The sequence below is a fragment of the Roseovarius gahaiensis genome, from assembly GCF_011601345.1.
Classification (GTDB): domain Bacteria; phylum Pseudomonadota; class Alphaproteobacteria; order Rhodobacterales; family Rhodobacteraceae; genus Roseovarius; species Roseovarius gahaiensis.
Map to the genome: position 1 here is coordinate 16,182 of NZ_JAAORB010000014.1, position 14,920 is coordinate 31,101.

Sequence of the window (14,920 nt, forward strand, 5' to 3'; positions counted from 1 at the left end):
CTGAACGGGTTTTGAAAAGGCCGCGACGGGGGACCGCCGCGGCCTTTTTGCGTGCGCCCTGCGGTTTGAACTGAGGCAAGCGTGCCACGGTTGCCCATCACCCGGACGGGCTGGTTTTTGATACTGGTCAAGACCAAGGGGCAAAGCTAGAACGTCGACCAAGGAGTATGCGTCATGACCAAGATCAAGCCACGACCCGGCATTCTGGAGATCGACCTGTATCAGGGCGGCGCGGCACATATCGAAGGGATGTCCAACGTGGTCAAGCTCAGCTCGAACGAAAACCCGTTCGGGCCAAGCGAAGCAGCCAAGGAGGCCTTTCGCAAGACCGGCTTTGACCTGCATCGCTACCCGTCCACCGATCACCGCGCCCTGCGCGAGGCCATTGGTGACGTGCACAATGTTGATCCGGCGCGGGTGATTTGTGGCGCCGGCAGTGACGAGATCATTGCCTTTCTGTGTCAGGCCTATGCCGGGCCGGGCGACGAGGTGATTCATACCGAGCACGGCTTTGCCATGTATCGGATCGGGGCTTTGGCCAATGGCGCCACCCCCGTCGAGGTGCCCGAGCGTGAACGCGTCACCGACGTGGATGCTATTCTGGCGGCCTGCACAGATGCCACCCGGTTGGTGTTTATCGCCAACCCCAACAACCCCACCGGCACCATGATCGGTGAAGGGGAATTGACGCGACTGGCCGATGGGCTGCCCGACCATGTGTTGCTGGTGATTGATGGCGCTTATGCGGAATATGTCGAAGGCTACGATGGCGGCGCGCGTCTGGTGGACAGCCGTGAAAACGTGGTGATGACACGCACCTTCTCCAAGCTCTATGGTCTGGGCGGTCTGCGCGTTGGCTGGGGCTATGGCCCGCAGCATGTGATCGACGTGCTCAATCGCATTCGTGGCCCGTTCAACCTTGGTCAGCCCGCACTGGTCACCGCCGAAGCGGCGGTGCGCGATACTGCTTGGGCCGAAAAATGCCGCAACGACAACACCCGCCTGCGCGCATGGCTGGCCGAAGCCTTGGCAGGCCATGGCGTGCCATCAGATACGTCGATGGCCAATTTCATTCTGGCGCGCTTTGGCTCGCAACAAGAGGCCGAGGCCTGCGATACCTACCTCAAATCTGAAGGCCTGATCGTGCGCCGCGTGCATGGCTACAAGCTGCCCAATTGCCTGCGCATCACCGTGGGCGACGAGCCAAGCTGCCGCCGCGTGGCCCATGCCGTGGGGCAGTTCATGGGGGATGAGTGATGGCGCAGGTATATGACCGCGTCGCACTGGTCGGGCTTGGGCTGATTGCGTCCTCCATGTTCTGGGCGATCAAGCGCGCAGGGCTGGCGGGCGAGGTTACCGGTTATGCCCGATCTGCGCAAACGCGCGCCACGGCCCGCCAGATCGGCCTGTGTGACCGGGTGTGCGAGACCGCCGCAGAGGCGGTCACAGGGGCCGACCTTGTGGTTCTGTGCGTGCCGGTCGGCGCCATGGGCCCTGTGGCTGCCGAGATTGGCCCGGCGCTGAAACCCGGCGCCACGGTCAGCGATGTCGGCTCTGTCAAAAAGGCCGTGATCGAGGCCGTCGCGCCGCATTTGCCCGACAATGTGCATTTCGTGCCCGCTCACCCCTTGGCCGGGACCGAACATTCCGGCCCGCAATCGGGGTTTGCCGAACTCTTTGACAATCGCTGGTGTCTTATTGTCCCGGTCGAGGGCAGCAATCGCGACGCCGTGGCGCGGATCGAGGCGCTGTGGCAGGGCATGGGCGCGCAAACCGATGAAATGGACGCCGAGCATCACGATCTGGTGTTGGCTGTCACCAGTCACGCCCCGCATTTGATCGCCTACACAATGGTCGGTGTGGCCGACGATCTGCGCCGCGTGACCGATAGCGAGGTGATCAAGTATTCTGCTGCGGGGTTTCGGGATTTTACCCGCATCGCCGCCAGTGACCCCACGATGTGGCGCGACGTGTTTTTGAACAACAAAGAGGCGACGCTGGAAATCCTTGGCCGCTTCACCGAAGAACTGTTTGCGCTGCAACGCGCCATTCGCACCGGTGACGGGGACCATCTGTTCGAGTATTTTACCCGCACCCGCGCCATTCGGCGCGGCATTATCGAGGCTGGTCAAGATACCGATGCCCCGGATTTCGGGCGGGTCAAAAAAGGGTAACGATATGCGTAAGGTTTTGCTTATTCCATTGCTTTTAATGGGATGTTCCATGATTCCCGGCGCAGGCAAAAATGACAGGGACCAACCTGTGGTGTCCAGCCGGGGATCGGTCTGCGGCGATCCGTCCATCAAGGGCGAGGTCGTGGGCGCGCTGCCCGGTCCCGGCGGCTGTGGCGTTACGGCGGCCGTGCGTGTGCGCCAGATCGGCGGGATCGCGCTCAGCCAGCCGTCGGTGATGGAATGCAACACGGCCCGCACCCTGAAAACGTGGGTTGATCGCGACATGACCCCGACGGTCGGTTCTTTTGGTGGCGGCGCGACGGCGCTTCAGGTGCCCGCACATTACGCCTGCCGCACCCGCAACCATCGCCCCGGCGCGCGCCTGTCTGAGCACGCAAAAGGCAAGGCGATCGACATTTCCGCCATCACACTGGCTGACGGGTCGGAAATTTCCGTGCTGAACGATTGGGGCCAAGGCAAAAAAGGCCGAATCCTGCGCCAGTTGCACAGCGCGGCTTGTGGGCCGTTTGGCACGGTGCTGGGTCCGAACTCTGATCGCCACCACAAGGACCATTTCCACTTCGATACGGCCGACCACGGCTATGGGCCCTATTGCCGCTAAACTGGCCTTTCATTGTTCGTGAAATACTCCGGGGGTGAGGCCGCAGGCCGAGGGGGCAGCGCCCCCTCAATCCCGGCCTTACCGTAAGCGCAGGCTTGGGGCGGGGCCAATCGGCACAGGCCCCAAAAACACCCGCCCGTTACGCAGCCCAAGCGGGATATCCAGCGTTTTAGGATTGCCCGCCATTTGTGCGATCAGGCCAAGCCCATCCCCAACCGTATCCGCCATGCCCTTTGGCATGGCCCCGGCATTGACCGCCAAGTCCAGAATATCGCGCCAGTTGCGGGCCTTGATCATGATCTCGCCGGTGGGCTGCCCGCTGCTGTTCACACTCATCGCGCCCGCCATTTGCAGCTCCAACTGGCCCCAACGGGCTTCGGCCAGCCGGATGTCGATCTGGCGCGGTTGCGGGCGGGCGTCCTCAATCGCGGTGCGATCCCACGGTTTGTCGAATTCCACGGTCATATCCACGCTCAGCGCGTCGAAGGTTTCGGGCAGGCGTCCGGTCGGGTCAACGCTTTCACGCCATGACAGGGCCGGGGCCAACCCATCTGCGGCCAGCCCCAGCCGGTAGGTTTCAAGGTTTTTCAACGGCACGTGATCGGCGGCCAGTCGCAGCGCCTGCATTGAAGTCGACCCGGCCTCGGCCTCGGCCTCAGGTTGGATCACCAGTTCTTGTGCGGTCAAGGTCGCGCGCTGCACCGTCAGGGCGGTACTGCCTTCCAGCATCAAGCTGGCGCGCATGTCTTGACTGTCGATGCTGAATTTCTCCAGCGGGGTCGACAGGCGCTGCGTGTCGGGCCAGACGGCGATCACATGATTGGGCCGATAGCTTAGCGCGTTGATCTGGAAACGTGGCGCGTCCCATGCCAGCCCGGTGTCCGGGTCGGCCAGTGTCAGGCCGGTGACCACGGTATCGAACCGATTGGGAAATCCCTGAACTCTTAGGTCGCTGTAATCGGCCACCCAGCCTTCGGCGCGGCGCTGTTCAAACCATGTGCTAAACCCGGTCTGAACGCCGGATTGACCGATAAACCAGTACCCCGCCCATGCCGCTGCTGCAATCGTGATGACGGTGATCAGAAATCTCAGCATTGCGCGCCCTTTCATGCCGTTGCGTGATGGTGTTTAAGACCTCAAAAGCGCAAGGAACAGTAAAATGACGATGTGGGTCTTTGGCTATGGATCTTTGGTGTGGAATCCGGGCTTTGACGTGCAGGATCGGGTGATCGCCACGTTGCCGGGATATCACCGGTCTTTTTGTATGCGCTCGATCCACCATCGCGGCACGCCTCAGGTGCCCGGCCTTGTTTTGGCGTTGGATGCCGCTGACCAAGCGCGCTGTCACGGGGTGGCCCTGTCGGTGGCCGATCACGAACAGGATCAGGTTTTGACCTATCTGCGCGACCGTGAATTGGTCTCGTCGGCCTATCTGGAAAAGCGCTTGACGGTTCATCTGTCCGATGGCCGCGAGGTTGAGGCGGTGACCTATGTGATCGACCCCGATCACGTGCAATATTGCGGCGGTCTGGACCTTGAGGAACAGGCGCAAATCATCGCGCGCGCCATTGGCGGGCGCGGCCCCAACACCGAATATCTGTTCAACACCGCCGATCATTTGGATCAGTTGGGAATCTCTGACCGCGATCTGGCGTGGTTGGCGCAAAGGGTGCATGCGATTGCTGCATAAGCCCTTGGCTTGAAAGGCCGGGACGCGTAGGGTTACGTCAACAAAAACCAGTGCCGGGAGCCGTCCAGATGGACCAGCCGGACCGCGAGGTCGAGCCGCAGTTTTCACGCCCTGTTCGCCAGATCGTTCTGATGCTGGCGGCGTTGGGATTGACCATGGCCGGCGCCTTTCTGGCGCTGCCACGAGTCATGCCGATTTTCGAGGCCAACCCATGGCTGAACGGGTTTATCGTCTTCGTGTTCGCGATCGGCGTGGTCGCCTGTTTCTGGCAGGTCTTTCAACTGATCGGGTCGGTTCGCTGGATCGAAGGCTTTGCCGCGCAGCATCCGGGCCATGAATTGACCAAGGCGCCGCTTTTGTTGGCGCCTTTGGCCACATTGTTGCGCCAGCGCGGCAAGCGGATGCAAATCGCCTCGACTTCGGCGCGCTCAATCCTTGATTCCGTCGCGCAGCGTATCGACGAGGCACGCGAAATCACGCGCTATATCGTCAACATGCTGATTTTCCTTGGCCTTTTGGGGACGTTCTATGGCCTTGCCACCACGGTTCCGGCGGTGGTCGACACCATCCGAAGCCTTGCCCCGCAAGAGGGCGAAGGCGGGGTTGAGGTGTTCAACCGGCTGATGACCGGGCTTGAGGCGCAGCTTGGCGGTATGGGGGTGGCCTTTGCCTCGTCGCTGTTGGGCTTGGCCGGATCGCTGGTGGTGGGCTTGCTGGAACTGTTCGCCAGCCATGGGCAAAACCGGTTTTACCGCGAGTTGGAAGAGTGGATGTCCACGATCACGCGGGTGGGCTTTGCATCGGGCGATAGCGATGGTGGCGGCGAAGCCGGGGCCGTGGCGCATGTGCTGGAACACATGGCCGAGCAGATGGACAGCCTGCAAACCGTGATGACCCAATCCGATGTCAGCCGGGCCATGGTGGATGAAAAACTTGGGAGCCTTGCGGATTCCATTGAACGGCTGACCCACCGGATGAGTGATACCAATCCCATCAACACCGCGCTGACCCGTGTGGCCGAGGGGCAGGAACGTCTGATCGACATCATGCAAGAGCGGGGCACGCCACGGGCAGACACCGGGCTGGACGCCGAAAGCCGCATGCGCCTGCGGTCAATTGACGTGCAGATGCTGCGCATTCTTGAAGAAATCAGCGCGGGCCGTCAGGAAACCATGACCGAATTGCGCACTGATTTGGCTGCGCTGACCCGTGTGTTGCACCAGACGCGCAGCGCGCGTCGGGAGCCGCCGCCGATCCAGTTTGACCCTGACGATAGGCAGGGGGGCTAGCCATGGCACTGTCGCGGCGGACAGGGGCGCGGTTTCAGGCCTCGATCTGGCCGGGGTTCGTGGATGCGATGACGGGCCTGTTGCTGGTGCTGATGTTTGTGCTGACCATTTTCATGGTGGTGCAGTTCGCGTTGCGCGAGACCATCACCGGGCAGGCCAGCCAACTGGATGAATTGTCGGCCGAGGTGGATGCGCTGGCCCAAGCCCTTGGGCTTGAGCGTGACCGCAATGCCACTCTCAGCGATCGGGTCGGCGAGTTGACTGCCACATTGGGGGATGCCCGCGCCCGCCAAGACGAACAGGCGGCGCTGATTGACACCCTGCGCAGCCAGACCCGCGCTCAGGCTGCCGAACTGGACGTGGCGCAATCCCGGATTGCCAGTTTCGAAGAACAAGTGGCGGGCTTGCTGGCCGAACGCGACGAGGCCTTGGGCCAAGTGTCCGCGTTGGAAGACGAGCGCGACACGCTGATATCCGAACAAGAGGCGATGCAATTGGCCCTGTCGGATCTGCGCGGTGAAATCGACGAACAGGAAGAGGCCGCGCGCTTGGCCGCGGCCCGGCGCGAGGCTCTTGACGCGCTGGTGGCCGATTTGCGTGCCGAGGCCGAGGACAGCGAGGCGGCGCAGGCCGCCTTGGCGCAGCAGGTTGATACGCTGGAAACCGAACTAAGCGAAGAAGAACAGGCCCGCTTGGCCGAGGCGGCCGCCGCCGAAGCCCTGCGCGAAAGGCTGCAAGACGCGGATGCAGAATTGACCGCGATGACCTTGGCGCTTGAAGAACAACGCAAGCGCGCCGAAGAAACCCTGACCTTACTGGCCGCCTCCGAGGCCGCGCAGGACGATCTGGATGCGCGTCTGGCCGCCGCCTTGGCTGTGCGGGAAGAGGCCGAGCAAGAGCTGTCTACGCAAGGGGAACAGTTGGCCGAAGTGCAGTCGCAACTGGCCGAGATGGACGATATCGGTGATCTGCGGGCTCGTCTGGCGGCGGCTTTGGCGGCCAAGGCCGTGGCCGAAACCCGCGCCGAAGATCAACTGACCGAAGCCGAACAGCGCGCTGCCCTGCTGGCGCAAGCGCGCGAGAAGCTTTCGGAGCAACAAGACATCGCCAGCGAGGCGCAAAAACAACAAGCCCTGTTGAACCGTCAGGTCGCGGCGCTGCGGGATCAGTTGTCACAGCTTCAGGGGCTGCTGGATGATGCCAAGGCGCGCGAGGCGGCGGCGGATATTCAGCTACAATCATTGGGCAATGAACTGAACACCGCGCTGGCGCGTGTCGCCGCCGAAGAACGCCGCCGCCGCGAGGCTGAAGAGGCCCGCGCGCGCCTGCTGGAAGCCCAAAATGAGGATCTGGAACGCTATCGGTCCGAATTTTTCGGGCGATTGCGCGATGTTCTGGGCACCCGCGAAGGGATCCGGATCGAAGGCGACCGATTTGTATTCTCGTCCGAAGTTCTTTTCGCCCCCGGCGAGGCCGACCTGTCCGCCGCAGGACAGCGCGAAATTGCAAACGTCGCCGGAATTCTGAGGGATGTCATTGATGAAATTCCATCGGGCATCGACTGGGTGTTGCAGGTGGATGGCCATACCGATGATGTGCCGGTGCGGCCCGGTGCGGCCTTTGCGGATAATTGGGAGCTTAGTCAGGCGCGGGCCTTGTCGGTGGTGCGCTACATGGTCAACACGCTTGGTCTGCCCCCCGCGCAGCTTTCGGCCAATGGATTTGGCGAATACCAGCCGGTCAATCCCGCGGACACCGCCGAAGCGCGCGCGCAAAATCGGCGGATCGAATTGAAATTTACCGGGAAGTGATGGTGATATCAGCGTGGCGGACCGCGATCACGCGGCCCTCGCGCGTCAGGTGCACGTAGCCGCGATAGGCCCCTTCGGGCCATCCGTCCTGTGGTGCGCGCCGGCCAAACGCGCGGAACAACTGCGCTTGCGGGTTTTCCAAGATGACGTCATGGCGGAAAATCTCGCCCTCGGGGCCGGTGGCGCTGAGGCTCAGGGCATCGCCCGGCTTGGCGTAAAACGCATGTCCGTACAGAACCAAGGGTTGATCCGGTGCCGTGTCGCGCACCCGCGCCGCGCCTGATTTCACGGCGTCAAAGTCCGGAACCGCGGTTGCAAACCCGGCGGTGAACAGGCCCGCGCGGTCATAGCCCGGTGCCTCTTTCCACATGCCGTTGCCGGTGGCGGTGCCACAGGTATCGCGGTTTTCAGGGTTGAAGGGATCGACGATTTCCCCGTCTTTCAAAACCCCCAGATGCACATGCGGCACGTTTGTCAGCCCGCTAAGGCCAACCAACCCCAAGACATCGCCGGCTTGCACGCGATCACCTTGTTTGACGCGTATGCTGTTTTGTTTTAGGTGGCAATATAGTGTCTGCCAGCCGCTTCCATGGTCGATGCGCACCGCGTTACCGCATTCGCGCCCTTCGATATCGGCGCGGTTTTTGGGGGTAATCGCCACGTCCTGCACGCCATCGCGCGTTGCGGCAACTCGACCGGGCGCCGCTGCCAGCACGTTAACACCGGCCTCCATGGCGTCGAATGACAACAGGACAATGTCGGTTCCGCGATGATTGTCGCGGCTTTTCAGGCCGCAGGCATAATCGCGCTGCCCGCTGCCCGGATCGGTATCGACATAATCCTCGACGTAGCAAGATGTCCCAAGGGTGCAGTCAATTGGCAGGCCCAAGACGGGCATTTCGGCCGCCACAGGTGCGGCGACCGAAACAAGAAACCCACAAAGCGCCAACCATGGCCGGGGCATTATTCAGCCGTCAGAAGCGGCGGCTTTTTTCCGGACAGGCGCGGGCGATCTGGCCCATCAAGCTGCAGATCAATCTGCCCGTCCTTGATACCAACCTTGACAACACCACCTTTGGCCAGTTTGCCAAACAGCAATTCTTCGGCCAGCGGCTTTTTGATGTGCTCTTGGATGACGCGCGCCAAAGGCCGTGCCCCCATCTTGTCGTCATAGCCCTTGTCGGCCAGCCACTCGGCCGCGGCTTTGGTCAATTCGATGGTCACGTTGCGATCCATCAATTGCGCCTCAAGCTGCAACACGAATTTCTCGACGACTTGCAAAATCACCGCTTTCGGCAGCGGGCCGAAGGAAATCACAGCATCCAGACGGTTGCGGAATTCCGGCGTAAAGGTGCGTTCGATTGCTGCGGTATCCTCGCCCTCGCGGCGGTCGCGGCCAAAGCCAACGGCAGATTGTGCCTGCTCTGTCGCGCCCGCGTTCGAGGTCATGATCAAGACCACGTTGCGGAAATCCACCGTGCGCCCGTTGTGATCGGTCAGCGAACCATGGTCCATCACCTGCAACAGGATGTTGTAGACATCCGGGTGCGCCTTTTCGATCTCATCCAGCAGCAACACGCAATGTGGGTGCTGGTCGACACCATCTGTCAACAGGCCACCCTGATCAAAACCCACATAGCCCGGAGGCGCACCGATCAGGCGTGAAACCGCGTGTTTCTCCATGTATTCGGACATGTCAAAGCGCAGCAGTTCAACACCCAGACTGTCGGACAATTGCTTGGCCACCTCGGTCTTGCCGACGCCTGTGGGGCCGGCGAACAGGTAGTTGCCGATGGGTTTGTCAGGCTCACGCAGGCCGGCACGCGACAGTTTGATCGCGCTCGACAGTGCCTCGATCGCCTTGTCCTGCCCGAACACCACGCGTTTGAGGGTTTTCTCAAGATCCTTGAGCACCTCGGCATCGTCCTTAGAGACATTCTTGGGCGGAATGCGCGCAATCTTGGCGACGACGGCTTCGATCTCTTTCGTGCCGATGGACTTGCGCCGTTTGGAGGCGGCGACAAGATGCTGGGCTGCGCCCGCCTCGTCGATCACGTCGATGGCCTTGTCGGGCAATTTGCGATCATTGATGTAGCGTGCCGACAGATCAACAGCGGTTTTGATCGCATCGTTGGTGTATTTCACGCTGTGATGCTCTTCGAAATAGGGCTTGAGGCCCTTGAGGATCTTGATCGCGTCATCGGTTGTGGGTTCAACCACGTCTATTTTCTGGAACCGGCGAGATAGGGCGCGATCTTTTTCGAAGTGCTGGCGGAATTCTTTGTAGGTGGTCGACCCCATGCAGCGCAGCTTGCCACCCTGCAATGCAGGTTTCAGCAGGTTTGAGGCGTCCATCGCCCCACCTGATGTGGCCCCGGCACCGATCACCGTGTGAATTTCGTCGATGAACAGCACGGCGTCGGGGTGATCCTCCAGTTCGGTCACCACCGCCTTGAGGCGCTCTTCGAAATCGCCGCGATAGCGTGTTCCGGCCAGCAGCGCGCCCATATCCAGCGAATAGATCGTCGTGTTGGCCAAGACTTTGGGTGTTTCGCCTTTGACGACTTTGTGTGCAAGACCTTCGGCGATGGCGGTTTTGCCAACACCCGGATCGCCGACCAACAGCGGGTTGTTCTTACGCCGACGGCACAGCACCTGAATGCAGCGCTCAACCTCTGTGTCGCGGCCGATCAACGGGTCAATGTCACCCTTGCGGGCCTTTTCGTTCAGGTCCACGCAGTATTTGGCCAATGCGGATTCCCCGGCTTCGACAGCGTCGGATTCGGACTGCTTGTGCGCACCGTCATTGTCGCCTTCATCGGCGCCAGATACGGGGCGCGCTTCGCCAAAGGCGGGATCCTTGGCGACGCCATGGGCGATGAAATTTACCGCATCATAGCGCGTCATGTCTTGTTCTTGCAGGAAAAAGGCTGCATTCGACTCGCGCTCGGCGAAGATCGCGACCAGCACATTGGCCCCGGTCACTTCGGTCCGGCCCGATGATTGCACATGGATCGCCGCGCGTTGAATGACCCGCTGGAACGCAGCGGTTGGCACAGCTTCGGACCCTTCGATGTCGGTCACCAGGTTTGCTAGGTCTTCATCAATGAATTCAACCAATGTGCCGCGTAAATCTTCGGTGTCCACGCTGCATGCTTTCAGCACGCGCGTGGCGTCGGGTTCGTCAATCAACGCCAAAAGAAGGTGTTCCAGCGTCGCGAATTCATGTTGGCGGGCATTGGCCAAGGCCAGTGCCGAGTGAATTGCCTGTTCCAGCGTGTTTGAGAATGAAGGCACGTCGGTGCTCCTTCTGATCTGGGTCGAAGTGGTTACTCCGACCGTGGCCTCTTAGTATTAAAGTTTGGTCGATATGGCCGTGGCTTCAAGTTTTTTTTGGTCAAATCTTGTCACTTTCCGTCTCAGGGGCGAGATTCTTGGCATATCGGCGTTAGAAGTTATCTTTACGGCGGCGGATTTCTGCGAACACGTCCGCAGGGTCTTGGCCGGTCATGTCCAAGTTGGCCTGCACCGCCGGGTCGGCGGCGCGCAAAAACGGATTGGTGGCCAATTCTTCGGACAGTTTAGAGGGAACGGTTGGATGCCCCTTTGTTCGTGCAGCATCAACCGCGGCTGCACGAGATGTAAGCGCCGCGTTGTCAGGATCAATGGTCAGCGCGAATTTTGCGTTCGCTTGAGTATATTCGTGGCCCGAATATACCACAGTTTCAGGGGGCAGGGCGGCCAGTTTTGACAGGCTGGTCCACATTTGATCCATCGTCCCTTCAAAAACCCGCCCGCATCCAAGCGCCATCAGGCTGTCTGCCGTGAACACGGCGGCACTTTCGGGAAAATAAAAGGCGATATGGCCGACGGTATGTCCTGATACATCCATCACCTCGCCGGTGGCATTGCCGATGATGATGGTGTCGCCATCCTCGACGGCAATATCCAGCGGCGGCAAACGGTGCGCGTCAGCGGCCGCGCCGATCACTTTGGCGAAACTGTTTTCCAAAAGTTCGGGCAGGCCATCCACGTGGTCGGCATGATGATGCGTAATCAGCACATGGCTAAGTTCCCAATCGTTTTCCTCAAGCTTGGCAAGGATCGGTGCCGCTTCGGGCACGTCAACAGCAGCCGTCATGCCGGTGTCGGGATCATGCGCCAGATAGGCGTAGTTATCCGACAGGCAGGGGATGATTTCGATCTCAAGGGTCATGGTGTTTTCCCGTTCGCCAGTTAATGGTAGCATCAAGAGTGACCGATCATGGGCTTGGCTGCAATGCATCTGGACGTTCAAGACCTGAGGAATTTCTATTATCGCAGCCGTTTGGGCCGTGCGGCGCAGAAGGCCGTCCGCGAAGAAGTGTTGCGTTTCTGGCCCGAGGCACAGGGCCAGACCGTGGTCGGCTATGGATTCGCGGTGCCGTTCTTGCGGCCGTATCTGGCCGATGCGCGGCGCGTGATCGGATTAATGCCCGGACCGCAAGGGGTTATCGGGTGGCCGCAGGGGATGCCGAATGTATCGGTGCTGTGCGAAGAAACCTGTTGGCCGCTGGATACGGGGCGGGTGGACAAGCTGTTGGTGATGCATGGGCTGGAAACCAGCGAAAACCCCGGTGCGCTGCTTGAGGAGTGCTGGCGCGTCCTTGGGCCGGGGGGCTCGGCGCTGTTCATGGTGCCCAACCGGGCCGGGCTGTGGTCACGGTCGGACAAAACGCCGTTCGGATATGGTCGCCCCTATTCGCAAAGCCAACTGGAAAGCCAGTTAAGATTGCATAGCTTTTTGCCAATTGGTCATGCGACCACCCTCTATCAACCGCCGTCGCAGCTCCGCTTTTGGCGTCGAACGGCGGGCATGTGGGAAAGCTTGGGGGGACGGTTTTCCATGGTCGTGGCGGGCGGTGTGCTGCTTGTGGAGGCCACCAAACGCGTGCAAGCCCCTTCGGGGCCGGGCCTGCGCGAGACGGTGCGCCGACCGTTGCAAGTTCTTAAACCCGCGGGCAAGCCCGAGGCCAAACCGGTGTGAGGTTTGCGCAAAGCTTGCGGAAATGATCCGCAATTTGCACAAAGCACTCAGTCACGCACTGACCTTGAAGGCGTGCGGGCACATCAATTGATTCTATGGCGGCGGCGCACGCTGTCGGGACGGTCCGGCAGGGTCAGTGTGGCATCCTCGCGCGGCATGCGGCTGATCACCTTGCCGTTCGAGACGACTGCCAAACGCGATGGGCGCAGGCGCAGGGCTTCGATCGGGTTGCCCGCATCCAGAACCACAAGCGAGGCGCGGTTGCCGGGGGCAAGGCCGTAATCCGCAAGGCCCAGTATCTGCGCGTTCTGATGTGTCACCATGTCAAAGCAGCGGGCCATTTCCTCGGGGCTGGTCATCTGGGCCACGTGCAGGCCCATAAAGGCGACATCCAGCATGTCGGCGGTGCCAAGGGAATACCAAGGGTCCAGCACGCAGTCCTGACCCCAGCCCACGGTGATGCCATGCGCCTGCATCTCTTTCACGCGGGTCAGGCCGCGGCGTTTGGGGTATGCGTCGTGACGGCCCTGAAGCATGATGTTGATCAGCGGGTTGGGAATGGCCGCCAAACCTGCCTCGGCCATGAGCGGCAACAGTTTCGAGACATAATAGCTGTCCATCGAATGCATCGATGTCAGATGACTGCCCGTCACACGGCCTTGCAGCCCAAGGCGCTGGGCCTCGAAGGCAAGGGTTTCAACGTGACGGCTCAGCGGGTCGTCGGTTTCGTCGCAATGCATGTCGACCATCAGACCCCGGTCTGCCGCGATCTGGCACAATTCCCGCACCGAGGCCGCGCCATCGGCCATGGTGCGTTCAAAATGCGGAATACCGCCCACCACATCGACGCCTATATCAAGCGCGCGGATGGTGTTGGCCCGTGCGGTCGGGTCGCGGTATAACCCGTCTTGCGGGAAGGCCACCAGTTGCAGGTCGATATAGTCGCGCACACGCTCGCGCACTTCCAGCATGGCCTCGACCCCCAAAAGCCGGTCATCGCAGGTGTCGACATGGCTGCGGATCGCCAACAGGCCCATGCTGGCCGCCCAATCGCAATAGGCCAGTGCGCGTTCTACCATTTCGTCTTGGGTGACGACCTGTTTCAATTCACCCCACAGCCCGATGCCCTCCAGCAAGGTGCCCGAGGCGTTGATGCGCGGCAGGCCATAGGACAGCGTTGCATCAAGGTGAAAATGCGGATCGACAAACGGCGGGCTGACCAGATCGCCGCTGGCCTCGATCACCTCGGCCGCTTCGGCGCCGGACAGGTCATCGACCGCAGCAATGGTTTTCCCGCGCATGCCAATGTCGGCCACACGCCCGTCGGGCAGTGTTCCGCCCTTTACAATCAGATCGAACATCAGCGTTCCCCTTTGTTGAACGGCACCATCAGCGCCGCCGGAACCTCGGCCCGGCGCGACATGACGATAAGCGCGAGGATGGACAGGATATAGGGCGTCATCAAGAACACCTGATAGGGGATGTCGGTCCCAAGCGGCGTTTGCTGCACCCGGATTTGCAGCGCGTCAAAGGCGGCGAACAGGATTGCGCCCAACAGCGCCTTGCCCGGCTTCCATGCGCCAAACACCACCAAAGCGATGCAAATCCAGCCGCGCCCATTGACCATTTCGAAAAAGAAGCTGTCAAAGGCCGACATGGTCAGGAACGCACCGCCAACCGCCATGAAGCCGCTGCCGACAATCACCGCCCCCATGCGGATACCTGTCACCGAAAGCCCCTGTGCGGCCACCGCCGAAGGGTTTTCCCCCGCCGCGCGCAGCGCAAGGCCAAGCGGTGTGCGATACAGCACCAGCGTCACCACCCCGACCGACAGGAAGGCCAGATAGGTCAGTGGCGTTTGCGAGAACAGCGCGGGGCCAATCAGGGGGATGTCGGACAGCAGCGGAATTTCGAACGGCTGGAACGCGTCGATCTTGGGCGGGCTTGTGACCTCGGGCAGGGCAAGGCGGTAGGCGTAATAGGTCAGCGATGTGGCCAGAAGTGTGACACCCAGCCCGACCACGTGCTGCGACAGGCCAAACGGCACGGTCAGCAGGCTGTGCACCAAGCCAAACAGCATCCCCACGGCCATGGCCACGGCCACACCCATCCAAAGCCCGGTGCCGGAATAGACCGCCATCCAACCCGCGAAAGCGCCGGCAACCATGATCCCCTCGATCCCAAGGTTCAGGATACCCGCACGTTCGCAGATCAATTCGCCCAAGGTGGCAAAGATCAGCGGGCTGGCAATGCGTATGGCCGCAGTCCAGAAGCTGGCCGAAAGCAGGATTTCAAGCATGTCCATCGG

General features: G+C 61.1%; 13 protein-coding genes. 7 read left to right on the forward strand and 6 right to left on the reverse strand.

Translation table 11 applies throughout. The features are described 5' to 3' along the window. Positions 1 to 174: 174 nt before the first annotated feature. Genes hisC through HAT86_RS09025 form a run of 3 tightly spaced genes read left to right on the forward strand, consistent with a single transcriptional unit; the run spans position 175 to position 2,796 of the window. The gene (gene hisC / locus HAT86_RS09015; RefSeq protein WP_167196123.1) at positions 175 to 1,257 is read left to right on the forward strand and encodes a histidinol-phosphate transaminase; all 1,083 of its coding nucleotides are present in this window, start codon (positions 175 to 177) and stop codon (positions 1,255 to 1,257) included. Then, positions 1,257 to 2,174, forward strand: coding sequence for a prephenate/arogenate dehydrogenase family protein (locus HAT86_RS09020; protein ID WP_167196125.1), 918 nt, complete (start codon positions 1,257 to 1,259; stop codon positions 2,172 to 2,174). The genes hisC and HAT86_RS09020 overlap by 1 nt, the downstream gene beginning before the upstream one ends. A 4-nt stretch (positions 2,175 to 2,178) precedes the next feature. Continuing rightward, positions 2,179 to 2,796 (forward strand): extensin-like domain-containing protein, encoded by a 618-nt coding sequence (locus HAT86_RS09025; protein WP_167196128.1) that lies wholly within the window; start codon positions 2,179 to 2,181, stop codon positions 2,794 to 2,796. Between the two features lie 78 nt (positions 2,797 to 2,874). On the opposite strand, the gene HAT86_RS09030 is transcribed toward HAT86_RS09025, so the two are convergent. Beyond that, positions 2,875 to 3,891, reverse strand: coding sequence for a DUF2125 domain-containing protein (locus tag HAT86_RS09030; RefSeq protein ID WP_231125863.1), 1,017 nt, complete (start codon positions 3,889 to 3,891; stop codon positions 2,875 to 2,877). A 64-nt stretch (positions 3,892 to 3,955) separates the two neighbouring features. On the opposite strand from HAT86_RS09030, the gene HAT86_RS09035 reads away from it, so the two are divergent. The 3 genes from HAT86_RS09035 to HAT86_RS09045 all read left to right on the forward strand — a co-directional run bounded on the left by HAT86_RS09035 (position 3,956) and on the right by HAT86_RS09045 (position 7,586). Further along, positions 3,956 to 4,486 (forward strand): gamma-glutamylcyclotransferase, encoded by a 531-nt coding sequence (locus tag HAT86_RS09035; protein ID WP_167196134.1) that lies wholly within the window; start codon positions 3,956 to 3,958, stop codon positions 4,484 to 4,486. A 68-nt stretch (positions 4,487 to 4,554) separates the two neighbouring features. After that, a complete protein-coding gene (locus HAT86_RS09040) occupies positions 4,555 to 5,775 on the forward strand; it encodes a biopolymer transporter ExbB (RefSeq protein ID WP_167196137.1) in 1,221 nt (406 codons plus the stop codon). Between the two features lie 2 nt (positions 5,776 to 5,777). Next, the gene (locus HAT86_RS09045) at positions 5,778 to 7,586 is read left to right on the forward strand and encodes a peptidoglycan -binding protein (RefSeq protein ID WP_167196139.1); all 1,809 of its coding nucleotides are present in this window, start codon (positions 5,778 to 5,780) and stop codon (positions 7,584 to 7,586) included. Here HAT86_RS09045 and HAT86_RS09050 read toward each other — a convergent pair. The 3 genes from HAT86_RS09050 to gloB all read right to left on the reverse strand — a co-directional run bounded on the left by HAT86_RS09050 (position 7,573) and on the right by gloB (position 11,802). Then, entirely contained in the window at positions 7,573 to 8,550 is a 978-nt protein-coding gene (locus HAT86_RS09050) for a M23 family metallopeptidase (RefSeq protein WP_167196142.1), read from the reverse strand. The genes HAT86_RS09045 and HAT86_RS09050 overlap by 14 nt on opposite strands. Continuing rightward, the gene (gene clpA / locus HAT86_RS09055; protein ID WP_167196147.1) at positions 8,550 to 10,883 is read right to left on the reverse strand and encodes an ATP-dependent Clp protease ATP-binding subunit ClpA; all 2,334 of its coding nucleotides are present in this window, start codon (positions 10,881 to 10,883) and stop codon (positions 8,550 to 8,552) included. The genes HAT86_RS09050 and clpA overlap by 1 nt, the downstream gene beginning before the upstream one ends. Before the next feature lie 151 nt (positions 10,884 to 11,034). Beyond that, positions 11,035 to 11,802 (reverse strand): hydroxyacylglutathione hydrolase, encoded by a 768-nt coding sequence (gene gloB, locus HAT86_RS09060; RefSeq protein ID WP_196780564.1) that lies wholly within the window; start codon positions 11,800 to 11,802, stop codon positions 11,035 to 11,037. Positions 11,803 to 11,865: 63 nt separating this feature from the next. On the opposite strand from gloB, the gene HAT86_RS09065 reads away from it, so the two are divergent. After that, a complete protein-coding gene (locus HAT86_RS09065; RefSeq protein ID WP_167196238.1) occupies positions 11,866 to 12,612 on the forward strand; it encodes a methyltransferase domain-containing protein in 747 nt (248 codons plus the stop codon). A gap of 83 nt (positions 12,613 to 12,695) precedes the next feature. On the opposite strand, the gene HAT86_RS09070 is transcribed toward HAT86_RS09065, so the two are convergent. Then, positions 12,696 to 13,973: an amidohydrolase family protein gene (locus HAT86_RS09070; RefSeq protein WP_167196153.1), complete on the reverse strand. Its 1,278-nt coding sequence runs from the start codon at positions 13,971 to 13,973 to the stop codon at positions 12,696 to 12,698. Continuing rightward, positions 13,973 to 14,917: an ABC transporter permease gene (locus tag HAT86_RS09075; protein ID WP_167196156.1), complete on the reverse strand. Its 945-nt coding sequence runs from the start codon at positions 14,915 to 14,917 to the stop codon at positions 13,973 to 13,975. Before HAT86_RS09075 ends, HAT86_RS09070 begins: the two co-directional genes overlap by 1 nt. Between the last annotated feature and the right edge of the window lie 3 nt (positions 14,918 to 14,920).

Bases quoted from the DNA above. Each gene is read 5' to 3' on its own strand.
- HAT86_RS09030 (WP_231125863.1), bottom strand. From the start codon at position 3,891: ATGCTGAGATTTCTGATCACCGTCATCACGATTGCAGCAGCGGCATGG.
- HAT86_RS09025 (WP_167196128.1), top strand. From the start codon at position 2,179: ATGCGTAAGGTTTTGCTTATTCCATTGCTTTTAATGGGATGTTCCATG.
- HAT86_RS09040 (WP_167196137.1), top strand. From the start codon at position 4,555: ATGGACCAGCCGGACCGCGAGGTCGAGCCGCAGTTTTCACGCCCTGTT.
- HAT86_RS09070 (WP_167196153.1), bottom strand. From the start codon at position 13,973: ATGTTCGATCTGATTGTAAAGGGCGGAACACTGCCCGACGGGCGTGTG.
- hisC (WP_167196123.1), top strand. From the start codon at position 175: ATGACCAAGATCAAGCCACGACCCGGCATTCTGGAGATCGACCTGTAT.
- HAT86_RS09020 (WP_167196125.1), top strand. From the start codon at position 1,257: ATGGCGCAGGTATATGACCGCGTCGCACTGGTCGGGCTTGGGCTGATT.
- HAT86_RS09035 (WP_167196134.1), top strand. From the start codon at position 3,956: ATGACGATGTGGGTCTTTGGCTATGGATCTTTGGTGTGGAATCCGGGC.
- gloB (WP_196780564.1), bottom strand. From the start codon at position 11,802: ATGACCCTTGAGATCGAAATCATCCCCTGCCTGTCGGATAACTACGCC.
- HAT86_RS09045 (WP_167196139.1), top strand. From the start codon at position 5,778: ATGGCACTGTCGCGGCGGACAGGGGCGCGGTTTCAGGCCTCGATCTGG.
- HAT86_RS09075 (WP_167196156.1), bottom strand. From the start codon at position 14,917: ATGGACATGCTTGAAATCCTGCTTTCGGCCAGCTTCTGGACTGCGGCC.
- HAT86_RS09065 (WP_167196238.1), top strand. From the start codon at position 11,866: ATGCATCTGGACGTTCAAGACCTGAGGAATTTCTATTATCGCAGCCGT.
- HAT86_RS09050 (WP_167196142.1), bottom strand. From the start codon at position 8,550: ATGCCCCGGCCATGGTTGGCGCTTTGTGGGTTTCTTGTTTCGGTCGCC.